This window comes from Streptococcus milleri (assembly GCF_900636525.1).
GTDB lineage: Bacteria > Bacillota > Bacilli > Lactobacillales > Streptococcaceae > Streptococcus > Streptococcus hominis.
The window spans coordinates 255,001-272,719 of record NZ_LR134288.1; the positions used below are offsets into that span (position 1 = coordinate 255,001).

The following is a 17,719-nucleotide window of genomic DNA, read 5'->3' on the forward strand; positions in this document are numbered from 1 at the left end:
TTCACTAGATCCTTGCGAAATCATTTGGATATTAATATGATTATCTGATAATGCTTTTGTTGCAGTAGCGGTCAAACCAATATGACTTTTCATTTTTTCACCGACAATCATAATGATTGAGAGGTCATGTTCGATTTCTGCGTGGTCGACTTCTAACTTTTGTCTTAATTGACGAAGAATTTCTTCCTCTTTAATGGGGGTTAATTCACGATCCCGAAGAATAATAGATAAGTCATCGATACCGGTAGGCATGTGCTCCCAGCGGATATTTAGATCTTCCAATATTTGCAGAACTTTTCTACCAAAACCGATTTCACGGTTCATGAGGTATTTAGACATGTTAATACTGGTGAAATGAGCATCTGCAGCAATACCTACTACAGGGAAGTCCCTGTTGCTGTGCTTTAAAACAATTTTTGTACCAGGATGAGTGGGGTTATTTGTATTTTTAATAACGAGTGGAATTTTTCCACGGTAAGCTGGAATGAGTGCTTCGTCATGTAATACAGTAAAACCTGCATAAGCTAATTCGCGCATTTCGCGATAAGTTAATTCTGGAATGGAGTGTGGCATGTGGATAATGCCAGGGTGAGCTGCAAAAATACCATCGACATCTGTAAAATTTTCGTAGAGATCAGCTTTTACACCGGCAGCAACAATGGAGCCAGTAATATCAGATCCACCACGTGAAAAGGTGCAAATCTGGTCGTCTTTTGTTACTCCAAAGAATCCTGGTATAATCAATACTTCGTCAGCTTCATTTAATTCTTCGATTTTATCATAACTGGAAGGGAGAAGTCGAGCATTTCCTGGTTCGCTGGATACAATGAGTCCTGCTTCTCTAGGGTGAACATAACGAGCATCTACGCCATTTTGGGTAAAATAAGCCGCAATGAGTTTCGCATTGTTATTTTCACCTGCAGCAAGAAAAGTATCGTACAAGAACTTATTATTTTCGATAGGAAGGCTTGCGAGCTTTTGGAAACTTTTTGAAATTCTCTCTAGAATATTTGGTTTGAGCTGCAGTTCTAACGCCATATCTCGATAACGCTGAATAATCCATTGTTGGTGTTTTGTTACGTCATTACCAGCAACATAGTCTCTATAGTATTTAATGAGGGCATCTGTTACCTTTGTATCCTGAGTGCTTCGCTTCCCAGGCGCAGAGACAATCACGAAGCGACGTTCAGGATCAGCTTTTATAATCTGTAATACTTTTTCTAATTGACCAGCGGAGGCAAGTGAACTTCCTCCAAATTTAACAACTTTCATAAATTCTCCTATAGGCTGATTGTTTAAATTATAGCAAAATTCTGAAATCTTTTCAAATCTGCTTGTACTTACTTGCTAAAGCAAATATTTTATGTTAGAATGTAACCATATTATTTGATATTCAAATAATTTAATTGGCAAAGAAAAGAATTGTTGGAGGCAATTTAATGCAATTTGAAAATATTTTATATAGTGTCAATGACGGTGTTGCGACTTTAACATTGAATCGCCCGGAGGTTTCCAATGGGTTTAATGTTCCCATGTGTGAGGAAATTTTAAAAGCCATTGAATTGGCTGCTGAGGATAAAGCTGTCCAAATATTGCTCATCAATGCAAATGGAAAAGTATTTTCTGTTGGTGGTGATTTGGCAGAAATGCAACGAGCAGTGGAGGCAGATGATATTCAGTCTTTGGTGAAAATTGCTGAATTAGTCAATGAAATTTCTTACTCAATGAAACAACTATCTAAGCCGATCATTATGAGTGTAGATGGACCAGTTGCTGGTGCGGCAGCTAATATGGTGGTAGCTGCAGATTTCTGTATTGCAACGGAGCGTTCTCGTTTTATTCAAGCTTTTGTGGGGGTAGGTCTTGCTCCTGATGCGGGTGGTCTGTATTTACTTGCTAGAGCGATTGGTGTGACGAGAGCAACTCAATTAGCAATGACAGGTGAACCGTTAAACGCAGAAAAAGCTTTAAATTACGGTCTTTTGTATAAAGTTTGTGAAGTTGAAAAGTTAGAAACTACAACGAATCAAGTGATTAAGAAGTTGAAACGTCATTCACTTAATTCTTATCGTGCTATTAAAGAATTGGTATGGAAGAGTTTGTTTACTGGTTGGGATGAGTATGCAAAACTCGAACTACAGTTGCAGAAGACATTGGCTTTCACAGAAGATTTCAAAGAAGGGGTGCGAGCTTATGCTGAGAAGCGTCGACCAAAATTTTCTGGGAAGTAAAAAAGTAGTTGCAATTTAATTTGATATTTGATATACTTTTCTAGTCAAATGTTTTGATGGTGAAAGTTTTTTTGTTAGAGGAGGATAGATTTTTGGATTACCAATTGGTCAATGATTATTTAACATCTATTTTCAATAATGTATTGGTTATTGAAGAATCTAGTTTGAGAGGCAGTCGCTTCAAAGATATCTCTATCAAAGAAATGCACACGATTGATGTTGTTGGAAAAAATCCTAATGCGACTCCTAGTAGCGTAGCAAAGGAATTGATGGTGACATTAGGAACCGTAACAACTAGTTTAAATAACCTTGAAAGAAAAGGCTATATTGAACGGACACGTTCAGAAGTTGATCGTCGTGTTGTTCATCTGAATTTGACAAAAAATGGTCGCCTAATTTATCGCTTGCATAGAAGATTTCACAAGAGAATGGTTGAAAGAATTATTGAAGGAATGGATGCTGAAGAGATGAAGGTCATGGGAAAAGGTCTGACTAATCTGTATCGTTTTCTAGAGGATTTGAAATAATGAACTATGCGAAAATTAGTCAAGTCGCTCATTATGCTCCAAGTCAGGTGGTTACAAATGATGATTTGGCAAAAATAATGGATACGAGCGATGAATGGATTTCAAGTCGGACAGGAATAGAACGCCGTCATCTGTCACAAACAGAATCAACGAGTGATTTGGCTACAAAGGTGGCAAGTCAATTGTTGAAAAAGGCGAATATCCATGCAGATGAGCTAGACTTTATCATTGTGGCAACTATCACCCCAGACTCTATGATGCCTTCAACGGCTGCACGAGTTCAAGCAAATATTGGTGCAAATCATGCTTTTGCCTTTGATTTGACAGCGGCTTGCAGTGGCTTTATCTTCGCTCTGTCGACAGCTGAAAAGTTAATTTCTTCAGGTCGTTACCAGAAGGGCTTTGTTATAGGAAGTGAAACCTTATCAAAAGTTCTTGACTGGTCTGATCGTTCAACTGCGGTTCTTTTCGGTGATGGTGCTGGTGGTGTTTTGCTAGAGAGCTCAGAGCAGCAGCATTTTTTAGCTGAAAGTCAATATACAGACGGTTCGCGTGGGGAAAGCTTGACTTGTGGTAAAGTTGGTTTATCTTCACCTTATTCTGAAAAGGGAGAAGTAGCGCCTTACTTGACAATGGATGGTCGAAAAATTTTTGATTTTGCTATTCGAGATGTGGCAAAATCTATAAAAAATACGATTGAATCCAGTGATATTCAAGTAGAGGATATTGACTATTTACTATTACATCAGGCCAATATTCGTATTTTAGATAAAATGGCGAAAAAGATTGGTGCAGCGAGGGAAAAACTTCCTGCAAATATGATGGAATATGGGAATACGAGTGCAGCGAGCATTCCAATTCTTTTATCTGAGTGTGTTGAAAAAGGACTCATTCACCTTGATGGCAGTCAAACAGTTTTGCTGTCAGGATTCGGTGGAGGTTTGACATGGGGCACACTTATTGTTACAATTTAGTTATTATGTGGTAAACACATGAATATAAATATTTATTTTTAAAGGAGTCTATCATGGCAGTATTTGAAAAAGTACAAGAAATTATTGTGGAAGAACTTGGTAAGGAACCTTCAGAAGTTACTCTTGAGTCAACTTTTGATGATCTTGATGCAGATTCGTTAGATTTGTTCCAAGTTATTTCAGAAATCGAAGATGCATTCGATATTCAAATTGAAACTGAAGAAGGATTGAACACAGTTGGTGACTTGGTCGCTTATGTGGAAGAAAAAACAAAATAAAAAATGAAACGGGGCTGAGAGAAGATTCTCGCCCTCTTTTAAAAAAGGTATTGAGGTAGACAGTCAATTTTGCTGGGGTGGAACGATAAAATCAATTTAAAGATGATAGGTTCCACTCCCTCTTGTTTAGGTAATAGTTTGATTTTCAAATTATACAAAGGGTATACTTGAGATGATTGAGCTATTACTTAAGCAATATAAAGGAAGGTATTATGCAAACACGTGTTACAGAATTGTTAAATATTAAATATCCTATTTTCCAGGGAGGAATGGCCTGGGTTGCTGATGGTGACTTGGCTGGTGCAGTTTCTAAAGCGGGAGGTCTTGGCATTATCGGTGGTGGTAATGCACCGAAAGAAGTTGTCAAAGCTAATATTGATAAAATTAAGTCATTGACAGACAAACCTTTTGGCGTGAATATCATGCTGTTGTCACCGTTTGTGGAAGATATTGTTGACTTAGTGATTGAAGAAGGTGTCAAGGTTGTGACAACTGGTGCAGGAAATCCAAGTAAATATATGACTCGTTTCCACGACGCAGGTATTACAGTCATTCCAGTAGTTCCAAGTGTAGCGTTGGCTAAGCGAATGGAAAAAATTGGTGCAGATGCAGTCATTGCTGAAGGAATGGAAGCAGGTGGGCATATTGGAAAATTAACCACCATGACTTTGGTTCGTCAGGTAGTTGAAGCAGTTGATATTCCTGTGATTGCAGCGGGTGGAATCGCAGATGGTCGCGGTGCAGCTGCAGGCTTTATGCTTGGTGCAGAGGCTGTCCAAGTGGGAACACGTTTCGTCGTTGCAAAAGAGTCAAATGCGCACCAAAATTATAAAAATATGATTTTGAAAGCTCGGGATATTGATACCACTATTTCTGCTCAACATTTTGGTCATGCGGTACGAGCTTTGAAAAATAAACTAACTAGAGAATTTGACCAAGCAGAAAAGGATGCTTTTAAGCAAGAAAATCCTGATTTAACTGTTTTTGAGAATTTAGGAGCTGGCGCTCTTGCAAATGCAGTTGTTCGCGGTGATGTTGAACATGGTTCTGTCATGTCAGGACAAATTGCGGGGCTTGTCAGCAAAGAAGAGACAGTTGAAGAAATTTTAAAAGATATTTACTACGGTGCAGCAGAGGTAATCCAAAAAGAAGCTAGCCGTTGGGCAGGAGTAACTAGAAATGACTAAAACAGCCTTTCTATTTGCAGGTCAGGGTGCTCAGTATCTGGGAATGGCTCGTGACCTTTACGATCAGTTTGATGTAGTGAGGGCAACCTATGATGAAGCAAGTCAAGTATTGGGCTATGATCTACGATATCTGATAGATAATGAGGAAGAAAAGCTCAATCAGACACGCTATACTCAGCCAGTAATTTTAACCACTTCGGTTGCTATTTACCGATTATTGCAAGAAAAAGGAATGCAAGCTGATATGGTAGCAGGCCTTTCTCTTGGGGAATACTCTGCCATGGTAGCAGCAGGTGCTTTGAAGTTTACAACGGCGGTTGATTTGGTGGCAAAGCGTGGTGCTTTTATGGAAGAAGCAGCTCCTGCTGACTCTGGTAAAATGGTTGCGGTTTTAAATGCCGATTTAGCTACAATTGAAGTAGCTTGTCAAAAGGCAAGCCCGCTGGGAATTGTATCACCAGCAAATTACAATACGCCTAGTCAGATTGTTATTGGTGGTGAAGTTGAAGCGGTTGACAAAGCAGTGGAATTGTTAAAAGAAGCTGGTGTTAAGCGTCTCATCCCTTTGAATGTTTCCGGTCCATTTCATACAGCTTTGCTAAAACCTGCAAGTGATAAATTGGCAAAAGTTTTGGAAACAGTTGAATTTGCTGATTTCAAACTTCCTTTGGTAGGAAATACAGAAGCAACTGTCATGGAACAAGGACGAATTAAGGAACTCTTAACTCGTCAAGTTATGGAACCAGTTCGTTTTTATGATAGTATTGCAACGATGCAAAAAGTTGGTGTAACTAATTTTATTGAAATTGGTCCAGGTAAGGTTCTTTCTGGTTTTGTTAAAAAAATTGATAAATCAGCAAAGGTTGCTCACGTTGAAGATGTTAGAAGTTTATCTACTCTTCTAGAAAATAAGGAATAGGTATGGAACTTAAAGGTAAAAATATTTTTATAACTGGTTCAACACGTGGAATTGGTCTTGCAATGGCACATAAGTTTGCGAGTCTAGGTGCCAACATTGTTTTAAACGGTCGCCGTGAGATTGATGAGGAGCTCGTCTCTGAATTTTCAGATTATGGTGTACAAGTGGTTTCTATCTCTGGTGATGTGTCAGACAGCACGGATGCCAAGCGGATGGTAGAAGAAACTATCGAAAAACTTGGAAGCGTGGATATTCTGGTTAATAATGCAGGGATTACAAAAGATAAACTCATGCTAAAATTGACAGAGGAAGATTTTGAGCAGGTCTTGAAAGTAAATCTTGTTGGTGCTTTTAATATGACTCAAGCGGTTTTGAAGCCAATGTCGAAAGCTCGTCAAGGTGCTGTTATCAATGTATCAAGTGTGGTTGGTTTGATTGGCAATGTCGGTCAAGCAAACTATGCGGCTTCTAAGGCTGGACTGATCGGATTTACTAAGTCTGTAGCGCGTGAAGTAGCAGCCCGCAATGTACGAGTGAATGCTATTGCACCAGGTATGATTGAGTCAGATATGACCGATGTTTTGTCTGATAAAGTGAAAGAAGCTACGTTAGCACAAATTCCGATGAAACGTTTTGGAAATACCAGCGAAGTAGCAGAAGTGGCAGTCTTTCTAGCTCGTCAAGAGTATTTAACTGGGCAAGTCATTGCTATTGATGGCGGGTTAACCATGAGGTAGAAGATGACTAAAACTTATGAGTTTTAAGCATGTGATATATTTTCTTAATAAAGGAGTTTGAAATGAAACTAAATCGAGTTGTTGTAACAGGATATGGAGTAACTTCACCTATTGGAAACACACCCGAAGAGTTTTGGGATAGTCTAAAAGAAGGGAAGATTGGTATTGGTCCAATTACGAATTTTGATCCTAGTGTGATTGGTGTACATAATGCAGCAGAAATTAAAGATTTCCCGCTAGAAAAACATTTTGTTAAAAAAGACAAAAATCGTATGGATATGTATTCTATTTATGCCATTCATGCAGCTTTAGAAGCGTTAGAAAATGCTCATCTAGATACCGAGACAGTTGACCATGATCGATTTGGTGTCATTGTATCTAGTGGGATTGGTGGCTTAAAAGAATTGCAAGATCAAATTATCCGAATGCATGAAAGAGGAGCCAATCGTATCCAACCGCTCTTCATTCCTAAAGCACTTTCAAATATGGGAGCCGGAAATATCGCTATTCGTGTGGGAGCTCATGGGGTGTGTAAATCTATTACAACTGCTTGTGCGTCTTCTAATGATGCTATTGGAGAGGCATTCCGTGAAATTAAATTTGGTTTTCAAGATGTTATTTTAGCAGGTGGTTCTGAATGCTCTATCAACGAAATTGGCATCGGCGGTTTTGCAGCTCTTACAGCTCTTTCCACAAATGAAGATCCAAAACGTTCGTCTATTCCATTTGATAAAGATCGAAATGGATTTGTAATGGGAGAAGGGGCAGGTGTTTTAGTAATTGAAAGTCTAGAACATGCTGAAAAACGTGGGGCAACGATTTTAGCAGAAATTGTGGGGTATGGAAATACTTGTGACGCATATCACATGACAACACCATCACCAGCTGGTACAGGGGCTGCTAAAGCTATGAAACTAGCCATTGAAGAAGCAGGATTACAACCTTCAGACATTGCCTATGTGAATGCTCATGGAACTTCTACACAAGCCAATGAAAAGGGTGAAAGTCAAGCGATTGTTAATGTTCTTGGGAAAGAAGTACCGGTTTCTTCTACGAAATCTTTCACAGGTCACCTTCTTGGTGCAGCCGGTGCAGTAGAAGCTATTGCAACGATTGAAGCAATGCGTCATAACTTTGTACCGATGACTGCAGGAACGCAAGAACTTTCAGATGATATCGAGGCGAATGTCATCTATGGTCAAGGGCAAGAACATGATATTCCGTATGCGATTTCAAATACCTTTGGCTTTGGCGGGCACAATGCTGTACTTGCATTCAAGCGCTGGGAGGCTTAAATGAATATCAATGAAATCAAAGATTTGATGGCTCAATTTGACCAATCAAGTCTGCGTGAATTTTCTTATAAAAATCAAAGTGATGAATTAACTTTCAGTAAAAATGAAAGAACAGTTGAATCAATTGCTCCTTCTGCAGAGGATTCAACAGTGAACACCAATCTTGTTTCACAAGTAGAAGTTACCCAGCCAACTGTTCCTCCAATTGTGGAGGAAACGATTAGTCCAGAAACACCTACAGCTGAAGGCGATGTAGTAGAAAGTCCCTTGGTTGGAGTTGCTTATCTTGCTTCTGGACCTGATAAACCTTCCTTTGTTTCCGTTGGCGACCAAGTCAAGAAAGGGCAAACCTTGATGATTATTGAGGCCATGAAAGTGATGAATGAAGTTCCGTCACCTAAGGACGGTATTGTGACGGAAATCCTTGTCCAAAATGAGGAAATGGTCGAATTTGGGAAAGGTTTGGTGCGGATTAAATGATTGATATCAATGCGATAAAAGAAGCTCTTCCACATCGTTACCCTATGCTGTTGGTTGATCGTGTGTTGGAAGTGAAAGAAGATGAGATTGTAGCGCTTAAAAATGTTACAATCAATGAGCCTTTTTTCAACGGACATTTCCCTGAATATCCTGTCATGCCGGGAGTTCTCATTATGGAGGCTTTGGCTCAAACAGCCGGTGTTTTGGAATTATCCAAAGAAGAAAATAAAGGGAAATTGGTCTTTTATGCCGGAATGGACAAGGTGAAATTTAAAAAACAAGTTGTTCCTGGTGATCAGCTCATCATGACAGCGAAGTTTGTGAAGCGTCGTGGCACCATTGCGGTGGTGGAAGCGAAAGCAGAAGTTGACGGGAAGTTGGCAGCGAGTGGTACTTTAACTTTTGCCCTCGGACAATAAAAAAGGAGATTTCACCATGTTTCGTAAGATTTTAATTGCCAACCGTGGGGAAATTGCGGTCAGAATTATTCGTGCAGCTAGAGAATTAGGGATTGCGACAGTCGCAGTCTATTCTACTGCTGACAAAGAAGCTCTCCATACTTTACTGGCAGATGAAGCAGTTTGCATTGGTCCAGCAAAGTCGACAGAATCCTACCTCAATATGAATGCGGTTCTTTCTGCCGCAGTTTTGACTGGAGCAGAGGCAATTCATCCAGGCTTTGGTTTTTTGAGTGAGAATTCTAAGTTTGCGACGATGTGCGAGGAAGTTGGTATTAAATTTATCGGTCCTTCGGGAGCGGTAATGGATTTAATGGGTGATAAAATCAATGCGCGTGCTCAGATGATTAAGGCTAATGTGCCTGTAATCCCAGGTTCTGATGGCGAAGTTCATACGTCAGACGAAGCACTTGCGGTTGCAGAAAAAATCGGCTATCCAGTCATGCTAAAAGCTTCCGCTGGCGGTGGTGGCAAAGGTATTCGGAAGGTTGAAAAAGCAGAGGATTTAGTAGCTGCTTTTGAGTCAGCTTCTAGTGAAGCCAAGGCGGCTTTCGGAAATGGCGCCATGTACATGGAGCGGGTCATTTATCCAGCTCGGCATATTGAAGTTCAAATTTTGGCTGACCAACACGGGCATGTAGTCCACTTAGGCGAGCGCGATTGTTCACTTCAAAGAAATAATCAAAAAGTGCTGGAAGAAAGTCCGTCGGTTGCGATTGGCAAGACCCTTCGTCGTAAAATTGGGGAAGCTGCTGTACGAGCTGCCCAATCTGTCGGATATGAAAACGCTGGAACGATTGAATTCTTATTTGATGAAGGCAAAAGAGAATTTTATTTCATGGAAATGAATACTCGTGTACAAGTGGAGCATCCGATAACGGAATTTGTAACGGGGGTGGATATTGTTAAGGAGCAAATCAAAATTGCTGCGGGGCAAGAGCTGCCTTTTAACCAAGAAGATATTCATATAACAGGTCACGCGATTGAGTGTCGAATCAATGCGGAAAATCCTGCATTTAACTTTGCACCAAGTCCGGGAAAGATTTCCAATCTCTATCTACCGAGTGGTGGAGTGGGGTTGCGTGTGGATTCTGCAGTTTATCCTGGATACACGATTCCGCCGTATTATGACAGCATGATTGCCAAGATTATTGTTCATGGTGAAAATCGCTTTGATGCATTAATGAAAATGCAGCGTGCGCTCTATGAATTAGAAATCGACGGCGTTGTGACAAATAGCGGTTTTCAGTTAGATTTGATTTCAGACCCACATGTCATTGCTGGCGATTATGATACAGCTTTTCTGATGGAGAAATTTTTACCAGCTTATCAAAAGAAAAAGTAGAGGAGTAAAGGATATAAGTCATGGCTTTGTTTTCCAAAAAGGATAAGTATATTCGGATCAATCCAAACCGTTCCAGTCGTGAGAAACCTCAAGTGAAACCAGAGTTTCCGGATGAACTGTTTTCAAAATGTCCAGGATGTAAGCATATCATTTACCAAAAAGATTTGGGAAGTGAGCGGATTTGCCCGCAATGTGGCTATACGTTTCGTATTTCAGCTTTTGAACGCCTTAATTTAACGGTAGATGCCAATAGTTTTGAGGAATTATTTACAGGAGTTGAAACATCAGACCCCTTGAAGTTTCCTAAATATCGTGAAAAATTAAGAACTGTCCGTGAAAAAACAGGTTTGGATGAAGCGATACTAACAGGAATTGCGACAATCGGTGGTCAAAAAACTGCACTGGGGATCATGGATTCCAATTTTATCATGGCTTCTATGGGAACAGTCGTTGGAGAAAAAATTACTCGTCTTTTTGAATATGCTACAGAACATCAGTTGCCAGTTACTTTGTTCACAGCTTCTGGTGGCGCTCGCATGCAAGAAGGCATTATGAGTTTGATGCAAATGGCTAAAGTATCCGCAGCGGTGAAACGCCATTCTAATGCTGGCTTGTTTTATTTGACGATTTTGACAGATCCGACCACGGGTGGGGTGACGGCTTCTTTTGCCATGGAAGGAGACATCATTTTGGCTGAGACACAAGCGCTCGTTGGTTTTGCAGGCCGCCGAGTAATTGAAACGACTGTTCGTGAAAAATTGCCTGATGATTTTCAAAAAGCGGAATTTTTGCTAGAGCATGGATTTGTAGATGCCATTGTCAAACGCTTGGAATTGCGCTCCACCATTGCAATGCTCTTGGCTTTCCATGGAGGTGAACAATGACAAAGATTACCCGAATTATTAAAGAAGCACGAGATCAGGCACGATTGACAGCTCTGGATTTTGCACAAGGAATTTGCGAGAATTTTATTGAATTACATGGCGATCGTTCTTTTCGAGATGACGGAGCGGTTATCGGTGGAATCGGAACTTTAGATGGTCAGCCCATCACCGTTGTTGGGATTCAAAAAGGGCGCAATCTACAGGATAATTTGCAACGGAATTTTGGGCAACCTCATCCAGAAGGTTATCGAAAGGCACTTCGCTTGATGAAGCAGGCAGAGAAATTTGGTCGTCCTGTCGTTACGTTTATCAACACAGCCGGTGCTTATCCAGGAGTCGGTGCTGAAGAGCGCGGTCAAGGAGAAGCTATTGCGCGTAATTTGCTCGAGATGAGCGATTTGAAAGTCCCGGTTATTGCTATTATTATCGGTGAAGGCGGATCTGGAGGAGCGCTAGCTTTAGCTGTTGCAGACAAGGTCTGGATGCTAGAAAATTCAATTTACGCAGTGCTTAGTCCCGAAGGTTTTGCTTCTATCTTGTGGAAAGACGGCAGTCGTGCTATGGAAGCTGCAGAACTCATGAAAATCACTTCTCATGAGCTTCTTGATATGGGAGTGGTGGACAAGGTGATTCCAGAAGCAGGGCTTAGCAATCAGGATTTATTGTATGCTGTGAAACAAGAAATAGTCGCTGAATTAGCAAATTTGTCTCAACTACCACTTGAACAACTTTTAGAAGCACGTTACCAACGATTTCGAAAATACTAATAAAAATCAGAAGTGGATTGGCTTGTACCGTTCACTTCTGTTTTTTTATTTTTAAAATACGCTTTTCTGTAATATTTTCTGCTATAATAGAGAATGGACAAAAGGAGAAGAGATGTTTATTATTGATTTTATCTTGCATATTGATGCACACATTTATAATATTGCTCATGCTGTAGGTGGCTGGACGTATTTGATTTTGTTTTTGGTAATTTTTATTGAGACAGCTGCGGTAGTATTTCCATTCCTGCCGGGAGACAGCTTACTTTTTGCTGCAGGCGCTCTATCAGCTAATCCAGCAATGCATTTTAATGTTCTACTTTTTATGCTTCTATTTTTTGTGGGAGCTTTTGTTGGCGATACCTGTAATTTCTTCATTGGCAGAACCTTGGGTTATCGTTTTGTACATTATAAATTTTTCAGTAAATTGATAAAAGAAGAAAATATCAAAGAAGCAGAAGTGTATTTTGAAAAACATGGTTCTACTTCTATTATTTTAGGACGCTATATTCCCATTATTCGTACCTTTGTACCATTTGTAGCAGGCATTAGCCAATTCCCAGTTCAATCTTTTCTGAAACGAGCTTTTATCGCAGCTTTGTCTTGGTCTTTGATTGCGACAGGGGCAGGCTATCTTTTTGGGAATATTCCCTTTGTGAAAACTCATTTTTCAGCGATTATTTTGGGAATTGTCATTGTCACCTTACTCCCAACTGTGATAAGTGTGGTTCGAAGTGCAATGATTAAAAAGCGAAACAATCAAATGAAGAGATAAGAAAACTCTGAGATGATTTGAAAATCTCAGAGTTTTTATGTTATTTTGGAGCAATCACTTTCACACCGCCCATGTATGGACGAAGTACTTCTGGAATAGTGACGGAGCCGTCTTCATTTTGATAATTTTCAAGAATAGCTGCAACGGTACGACCAACTGCAAGACCAGATCCATTCAAAGTGTGTAGGAGTTTGACCTTGCCATCTGCTTCGTCACGGTAACGGATTTGAGCACGACGAGCTTGGAAATCTTCGGTATTGGAACAGCTAGAAATTTCACGGTAGGTATTCTGTGCTGGAATCCAGACTTCCAAGTCGTAGGTCTTCGCTGCAGAGAAGCCCATATCCCCTGTAGAAAGTGCAACAACACGGTAAGGAAGATTTAATTTCTGAAGGATATTTTCGGCGTTATCGGTCATTTTTTCTAATTCTTCATAAGAATGCTCTGGTTTGGCAAATTTGACCATTTCCACTTTGTGGAATTGATGCAAACGAATCAAACCACGGGTGTCACGACCGGCAGAACCAGCTTCAGAACGGAAAGACGGACTCATGGCTGTGAAGTAGATTGGCAAGTCTTTTCCGTCTAAAATTTCCCCACGGTAGTAGTTTGTCAAAGGAACTTCAGCAGTTGGAATGAGAACGTAATTTGTATCGCTCAATTCAAACGTATCTTCTTTGAATTTTGGATATTGACCAGTCCCAAACATAGAATCGTGATTAACCATGTAAGGAGGAATGACTTCTGTGTAGCCCTCTTTTTGATGCTCGTCTAACATGAAATTATAAATAGCGCGTTCTAGACGAGCTCCTAATCCTTTGTAAAAGAGGAAGCGAGCGCCAGTTACTTTTGCCCCGCGTTCCCAGTCGAGAATATCAAGATTTTCACCAAGATCCCAGTGAGCTTTTACATCAAAGTCAAACACACGTGGCGTCCCCCAACGGCGAACTTCTACATTATCGTCTTCGTCAGCACCTACCGGCACACTATCGTGAGGAATATTTGGCAAAGTCGTTGTAAACTCGGTTAATGTAGCGTCAATTTCTGCTAACTCTGCGTCTAATGCTTTAACTTCAGCAGATAATGTTTGCATGGCAGCAATTTTATCATCAGCATTGTCTTTATTACGTTTCGCTTGGGCAATTTCTGCTGACACCGTATTTCGTTCTGCTTTTAAATTTTCGACTTTAACCAAGAGTTCACGGCGTTTGCTATCAAACTCTTTCATTTTATCAAGTGTTGCAGCGTCAACGCCACGAGTAGCTAATTTTTTTGCGATGATATCAAAATCTGTGCGAATGCGTTTAATATCTAACATCAGAACCTCCTGAAATAAAAATACACCTATGAAAGTGTTGGAGTGGCAGAGCCACGGTCCCATCCAACTTCACATAAGTGCACTTGATTGTTTATGAAATTAATATCACGGTAGAATTTCAAGCTAGCTCCCTATCTGCTCACAGCTGCCGCAGACTTTCTGAAAGAGATACTAGATTTACTTATCCGTTTCCTATGATTATACAAGAATTCTTATTTTTTTGCAAATAGATTTTTAAAAAATTGACCAATTGTTTGAATCAGTGTCGGTAATTTAATGACCTTTTCATTGCCGATATGATTTCGAGCATGTTTCAAAATAGTTCCAGCATCTTTTGAAGCGAAAAGGAATTTTCCTTTATTGGTAAAAACTTCAAAATGACGACTAATTCGTTTGCCAGACACATTGGCACCGATTTGATGGATAGTATCCCAAGGGATTTGAATATAGTCTTCGACATTGGCATCTGCATAAAATTCGAGCGCTTTATCTCCGACTAAGAATTTTCCAACTTTCCCTCCAATTCCCAGATAAGAAGTTCCTGTTGTTTGAAAATCAATTTTTGTATTTTGTGATTGTGCCATGTTCAATCCTCGTTTATCTATTATCCTTTCTATTATAGCACATTTATTGTCAATAAAAAAGAAGGCCAAAACCTTCTTTTTGTTGTTTACATAATTCCGAAGAAGCGTGCTACAATACCAACGATGAAGAGACCGATGATAATTGTGATTGGTGAAACTTTTTTCTTAAGTAACCACATGCATAGGAATGTAAGAAGAAGCCCCATCAAGCCAGGAATTAAAGCATCCAGTTGTCCTTGAAGTGTTTGAGCTTGTATTTTATCAAGTCCAAGACCACTATTTACTTGACCAAGGATATCATGTAATTGTTGACCAGTAACATTTCCTTTAGGGAATTCAATGTAAGCACCTTTAGACAAAGTCTTAGAAGGAAGTCCTACCGTAAAGGCAATATTTACCCAACGTTCAACAAGAACGGCGATGATGAACATACCAAGGATTGAAGCTCCTTTGGTGATGTCTTGAAGGATACCACCTGACATGTCTTTTGTAATTTCAGAACCAGCTTTGTAGCCAAGTTCTTGAGTGTACCATAAGAAGGCCATACGGATAAGATTCCAAAGTACGAAGAAGAGGATTGGACCCATCACGTTACCTGCCATAGCAAGTGAGGCACCAAGAGCACCGAGGATAGGACGAACGGTAAACCAGAAGACTGGGTCACCGATACCAGCAAGAGGTCCCATCATACCGATTTTAACCCCTTGGATAGCAGTGTTGTCAATTTCAGCCCCGTTAGCCTTTTCTTCTTCAAGGGCGAGTGTCACACCAATGATAGGAGCAGCTACGTATGGGTGAGTATTAAAGAATTCCAAGTGACGTTCAAGGGCCGCAGCACGGTCTTCTTTAGAAGTGTAAAGTTTTTTGATAGCTGGGATAAGTGCGTACGCCCAACCTAAGTTTTGCATCCGTTCATAGTTCCAAGAACCTTGCAAGAAAGTTGAACGCCACCAAACTTTTTGACGATCTGATTTTGATAATTGAATTTTTTCTGTCATGGTATTAGTAGCTCCTTTCTTAGTAGTCTTCTAAAATATCACCAATTGGGTCATTTGATGTAGCAGAACCGCCGCCACCATTTCCGCCTTTTTTAGAAAGGTTGATGTAAATCAAGGCAATTGCGACACCAATAGTACCCATAGCAATAAGAGTAAGGTTTGATAAAGCTGCAAGTGCAAAACCGATAGCAAAGAATGGCCATACTTCGCGAGTTGCCATCATGTTGATAACCATCGCGTAACCAACGGCAACGACCATACCACCACCGACAGCCATACCACCTGACAACCAAGCAGGCATAGCATTCAAGACACCTTGAACGACTGATGTTGGAACTGCAAGAAGAAGAGCAGCAGGAATAGCAATACGAAGACCTTGAAGAAGAAGTGCAACTAAGTGAGTACGTTCTACAGCACCGATGTTACCTTCTTTAGCAGCAGCATCAGCACCGTGAACAAGACCTACTGAAATTGTACGAACAATCATTGTAAGGAAGAGACCTGCAACTGCAAGAGGGATAGCAGTTGTATAAGCGAAACTGATACCTTTATCAGTGAAGTCGCCACCTTGTACCATGATGATTGCAGATGCTACAGAAGCAAGTGCAGCATCAGGAGCAACGGCAGCACCAATGTTTGCCCAACCAAGAGCAATCATTTGAAGTGTACCACCAAGGATGACACCTGCTTCCAAGTGTCCTGTTACTAGACCGATAAGGGTACAAGCAACAAGTGGTTGGTGGAATTGAAATTGGTCCAAGATTCCTTCAAGTCCAGCAAGAAAGGCAACGAAGACCACTAAAATCATAGAAATAATTGACATATTCTAAATCCTTTCCATTATTGAACGTTGGCTTTTTTAATTAAGTCAAACAAATCTTTTTTGGAGTCATTTGGCACTTTACGTACGTCAAATTCCACTCCGAGGTCACGCAATTTTTCAAAGGTTGCAACATCATCTTTGTCCATTGACAAAACGTTATTGACCATTGTTTTACCAGTTGAGTGAGCCATTGAGCCAACATTGAGTGTTTTGATTTCGACACCGCCTTCAACAGCACGAAGTGCATCTTGAGGAGTTTCAAAAAGAATCAGTGCATGTGTGTTACCAAAACGAGGGTCTTTTGCTACCGCAATCAATTTGTCAATTGGGACAACATTTGCTTTGACATTACCAGGAGCAGCTTGTTTGATCAACTCTTTACGAAGTTTATCAGCTGATACGGAGTCAGAAGCAACGATGATACGGTCTGCTTTAGAATCTGGTGTCCAAGCAGTTGCAACTTGACCGTGGAGAAGACGTGTATCAATACGAGCAAGATTGATTTTCAACTTGCCATCGCCGATAACGGTTCCTTCTGGAATAGCAGCTTGAGCAGTTGGTGCAGCTGGTGCACTTGTTACCTCAGCTACAGGATTTAGTTCTTCAGGAAGAGCTTTCACTCCATCCTTTGCTTCTTTGATGATGTTTGCGACAACAGCGTCAACGCCAGCATTGGCATCCATCATTCGTTCAGTATAAGCTTGAATCAACATTGGCAGATTCAAACCTGTAATGATCGCGAACTTACGGTCAGGATTTTCACCCATTACGCGGCTAGCTTGGTTAAATGGAGAACCACTCCACAGGTCAGCCAAAACTAGAACTTCATCGTTCGCGTCAAAAGCAGCCACAGCGTCATTGAACTTAGCATACAAATCATCAGGACCTTCATTTGGCATAAAAGTTACAACTTGAACTTTGTCTTGCTCACCAAAAATCATAGAACCTGATTGATGAATACCAGCAGCAAATTCACCATGGCTTGCAATAATGATTCCGATACTCATTATTGTCTTTCCTCCTTATAAAATGTTTGACTTAAGTTTAAGAAAAATTTAAGACTACTTAAGTATAAAACGTTTTCATGAAAAATGCAATAGTTTGAGCTAAAAAAATCAAAATCTTTCATATTTTTGACAGAT

At 40.3% G+C, this 17,719-nt stretch carries 20 protein-coding genes (1 of these 20 cut by a window edge); 14 read left to right on the forward strand and 6 right to left on the reverse strand.

Translation table 11 applies throughout. From position 1 onward, the window contains the following. On the reverse strand, positions 1-1,272 hold the 5' portion of the coding sequence (locus tag EL087_RS01315; protein WP_126406351.1) for an aspartate kinase. The gene continues 78 nt to the left of window position 1, outside the view; the window shows 1,272 of its 1,350 coding nt (coding positions 1-1,272); it begins with the start codon at positions 1,270-1,272; its stop codon lies beyond the left edge, outside the window. Between the two features lie 167 nt (positions 1,273-1,439). Between EL087_RS01315 and EL087_RS01320 the strand changes: the two genes are divergently transcribed. From EL087_RS01320 to EL087_RS01385, 14 genes are all read left to right on the forward strand, one after another. Next, a complete protein-coding gene (locus EL087_RS01320) occupies positions 1,440-2,231 on the forward strand; it encodes an enoyl-CoA hydratase (RefSeq protein ID WP_003043475.1) in 792 nt (263 codons plus the stop codon). A 92-nt stretch (positions 2,232-2,323) separates the two neighbouring features. Beyond that, the gene (locus tag EL087_RS01325) at positions 2,324-2,758 is read left to right on the forward strand and encodes a MarR family winged helix-turn-helix transcriptional regulator (protein ID WP_003026022.1); all 435 of its coding nucleotides are present in this window, start codon (positions 2,324-2,326) and stop codon (positions 2,756-2,758) included. Then, a complete protein-coding gene (locus tag EL087_RS01330; protein ID WP_003043271.1) occupies positions 2,758-3,732 on the forward strand; it encodes a beta-ketoacyl-ACP synthase III in 975 nt (324 codons plus the stop codon). Before EL087_RS01325 ends, EL087_RS01330 begins: the two co-directional genes overlap by 1 nt. Positions 3,733-3,785: 53 nt before the next feature. Beyond that, positions 3,786-4,010, forward strand: coding sequence for an acyl carrier protein (locus EL087_RS01335; RefSeq protein ID WP_003026017.1), 225 nt, complete (start codon positions 3,786-3,788; stop codon positions 4,008-4,010). 212 nt (positions 4,011-4,222) lie between these two features. Beyond that, positions 4,223-5,197: an enoyl-[acyl-carrier-protein] reductase FabK gene (gene fabK / locus EL087_RS01340; protein ID WP_049514558.1), complete on the forward strand. Its 975-nt coding sequence runs from the start codon at positions 4,223-4,225 to the stop codon at positions 5,195-5,197. Further along, the gene (gene fabD, locus EL087_RS01345; RefSeq protein ID WP_126406353.1) at positions 5,190-6,116 is read left to right on the forward strand and encodes an ACP S-malonyltransferase; all 927 of its coding nucleotides are present in this window, start codon (positions 5,190-5,192) and stop codon (positions 6,114-6,116) included. The genes fabK and fabD overlap by 8 nt, the downstream gene beginning before the upstream one ends. A 2-nt stretch (positions 6,117-6,118) precedes the next feature. Then, positions 6,119-6,853 carry a 3-oxoacyl-[acyl-carrier-protein] reductase gene (gene fabG, locus EL087_RS01350; RefSeq protein ID WP_126406356.1) on the forward strand — a complete coding sequence of 245 codons (735 nt, stop codon included), beginning with the start codon at positions 6,119-6,121 and terminating at the stop codon, positions 6,851-6,853. A 62-nt stretch (positions 6,854-6,915) separates the two neighbouring features. Continuing rightward, on the forward strand, positions 6,916-8,148 hold the full coding sequence (gene fabF, locus EL087_RS01355; protein WP_106082838.1) for a beta-ketoacyl-ACP synthase II: 1,233 nt from the start codon (positions 6,916-6,918) through the stop codon (positions 8,146-8,148). Positions 8,149-8,175: 27 nt separating this feature from the next. Continuing rightward, on the forward strand, positions 8,176-8,628 hold the full coding sequence (locus EL087_RS01360) for an acetyl-CoA carboxylase biotin carboxyl carrier protein (protein ID WP_390614114.1): 453 nt from the start codon (positions 8,176-8,178) through the stop codon (positions 8,626-8,628). After that, positions 8,625-9,047, forward strand: coding sequence for a 3-hydroxyacyl-ACP dehydratase FabZ (fabZ, locus tag EL087_RS01365; RefSeq protein WP_003043557.1), 423 nt, complete (start codon positions 8,625-8,627; stop codon positions 9,045-9,047). Before EL087_RS01360 ends, fabZ begins: the two co-directional genes overlap by 4 nt. A gap of 16 nt (positions 9,048-9,063) precedes the next feature. Beyond that, on the forward strand, positions 9,064-10,431 hold the full coding sequence (locus EL087_RS01370; RefSeq protein ID WP_003043291.1) for an acetyl-CoA carboxylase biotin carboxylase subunit: 1,368 nt from the start codon (positions 9,064-9,066) through the stop codon (positions 10,429-10,431). Between the two features lie 20 nt (positions 10,432-10,451). After that, the gene (accD, locus tag EL087_RS01375) at positions 10,452-11,315 is read left to right on the forward strand and encodes an acetyl-CoA carboxylase, carboxyltransferase subunit beta (RefSeq protein ID WP_126406359.1); all 864 of its coding nucleotides are present in this window, start codon (positions 10,452-10,454) and stop codon (positions 11,313-11,315) included. After that, positions 11,312-12,082, forward strand: coding sequence for an acetyl-CoA carboxylase carboxyl transferase subunit alpha (locus EL087_RS01380; RefSeq protein WP_003033804.1), 771 nt, complete (start codon positions 11,312-11,314; stop codon positions 12,080-12,082). The genes accD and EL087_RS01380 overlap by 4 nt, the downstream gene beginning before the upstream one ends. Before the next feature lie 112 nt (positions 12,083-12,194). Beyond that, complete coding sequence (locus EL087_RS01385) at positions 12,195-12,854, forward strand: VTT domain-containing protein (protein ID WP_003025995.1); 660 nt, start codon at positions 12,195-12,197, stop codon at positions 12,852-12,854. A 40-nt stretch (positions 12,855-12,894) separates the two neighbouring features. On the opposite strand, the gene serS is transcribed toward EL087_RS01385, so the two are convergent. From serS to EL087_RS01410, 5 genes are all read right to left on the reverse strand, one after another. Next, complete coding sequence (serS, locus tag EL087_RS01390) at positions 12,895-14,172, reverse strand: serine--tRNA ligase (RefSeq protein WP_126406364.1); 1,278 nt, start codon at positions 14,170-14,172, stop codon at positions 12,895-12,897. Between the two features lie 212 nt (positions 14,173-14,384). After that, complete coding sequence (locus EL087_RS01395; RefSeq protein ID WP_004224344.1) at positions 14,385-14,756, reverse strand: DUF956 family protein; 372 nt, start codon at positions 14,754-14,756, stop codon at positions 14,385-14,387. Positions 14,757-14,842: 86 nt separating this feature from the next. Further along, a complete protein-coding gene (locus EL087_RS01400) occupies positions 14,843-15,754 on the reverse strand; it encodes a PTS system mannose/fructose/sorbose family transporter subunit IID (protein WP_003033774.1) in 912 nt (303 codons plus the stop codon). A gap of 19 nt (positions 15,755-15,773) precedes the next feature. After that, positions 15,774-16,577, reverse strand: coding sequence for a PTS mannose/fructose/sorbose transporter subunit IIC (locus EL087_RS01405; protein WP_003033793.1), 804 nt, complete (start codon positions 16,575-16,577; stop codon positions 15,774-15,776). 17 nt (positions 16,578-16,594) lie between these two features. Further along, a complete protein-coding gene (locus EL087_RS01410; protein WP_126406367.1) occupies positions 16,595-17,584 on the reverse strand; it encodes a PTS sugar transporter subunit IIB in 990 nt (329 codons plus the stop codon). Positions 17,585-17,719: the final 135 nt, after the last annotated feature.

What these genes read in the sequence shown, in the direction of transcription:
- EL087_RS01320 (WP_003043475.1), top strand. Translation starts at nt 1,440, where the DNA reads ATGCAATTTGAAAATATTTTATATAGTGTCAATGACGGTGTTGCGACT.
- EL087_RS01330 (WP_003043271.1), top strand. Translation starts at nt 2,758, where the DNA reads ATGAACTATGCGAAAATTAGTCAAGTCGCTCATTATGCTCCAAGTCAG.
- EL087_RS01335 (WP_003026017.1), top strand. Translation starts at nt 3,786, where the DNA reads ATGGCAGTATTTGAAAAAGTACAAGAAATTATTGTGGAAGAACTTGGT.
- fabK (WP_049514558.1), top strand. Translation starts at nt 4,223, where the DNA reads ATGCAAACACGTGTTACAGAATTGTTAAATATTAAATATCCTATTTTC.
- fabD (WP_126406353.1), top strand. Translation starts at nt 5,190, where the DNA reads ATGACTAAAACAGCCTTTCTATTTGCAGGTCAGGGTGCTCAGTATCTG.
- fabG (WP_126406356.1), top strand. Translation starts at nt 6,119, where the DNA reads ATGGAACTTAAAGGTAAAAATATTTTTATAACTGGTTCAACACGTGGA.
- fabF (WP_106082838.1), top strand. Translation starts at nt 6,916, where the DNA reads ATGAAACTAAATCGAGTTGTTGTAACAGGATATGGAGTAACTTCACCT.
- EL087_RS01360 (WP_390614114.1), top strand. Translation starts at nt 8,176, where the DNA reads ATGGCTCAATTTGACCAATCAAGTCTGCGTGAATTTTCTTATAAAAAT.
- fabZ (WP_003043557.1), top strand. Translation starts at nt 8,625, where the DNA reads ATGATTGATATCAATGCGATAAAAGAAGCTCTTCCACATCGTTACCCT.
- EL087_RS01370 (WP_003043291.1), top strand. Translation starts at nt 9,064, where the DNA reads ATGTTTCGTAAGATTTTAATTGCCAACCGTGGGGAAATTGCGGTCAGA.
- accD (WP_126406359.1), top strand. Translation starts at nt 10,452, where the DNA reads ATGGCTTTGTTTTCCAAAAAGGATAAGTATATTCGGATCAATCCAAAC.
- EL087_RS01380 (WP_003033804.1), top strand. Translation starts at nt 11,312, where the DNA reads ATGACAAAGATTACCCGAATTATTAAAGAAGCACGAGATCAGGCACGA.
- EL087_RS01385 (WP_003025995.1), top strand. Translation starts at nt 12,195, where the DNA reads ATGTTTATTATTGATTTTATCTTGCATATTGATGCACACATTTATAAT.
- serS (WP_126406364.1), bottom strand. Translation starts at nt 14,172, where the DNA reads ATGTTAGATATTAAACGCATTCGCACAGATTTTGATATCATCGCAAAA.
- EL087_RS01395 (WP_004224344.1), bottom strand. Translation starts at nt 14,756, where the DNA reads ATGGCACAATCACAAAATACAAAAATTGATTTTCAAACAACAGGAACT.
- EL087_RS01400 (WP_003033774.1), bottom strand. Translation starts at nt 15,754, where the DNA reads ATGACAGAAAAAATTCAATTATCAAAATCAGATCGTCAAAAAGTTTGG.
- EL087_RS01405 (WP_003033793.1), bottom strand. Translation starts at nt 16,577, where the DNA reads ATGTCAATTATTTCTATGATTTTAGTGGTCTTCGTTGCCTTTCTTGCT.
- EL087_RS01410 (WP_126406367.1), bottom strand. Translation starts at nt 17,584, where the DNA reads ATGAGTATCGGAATCATTATTGCAAGCCATGGTGAATTTGCTGCTGGT.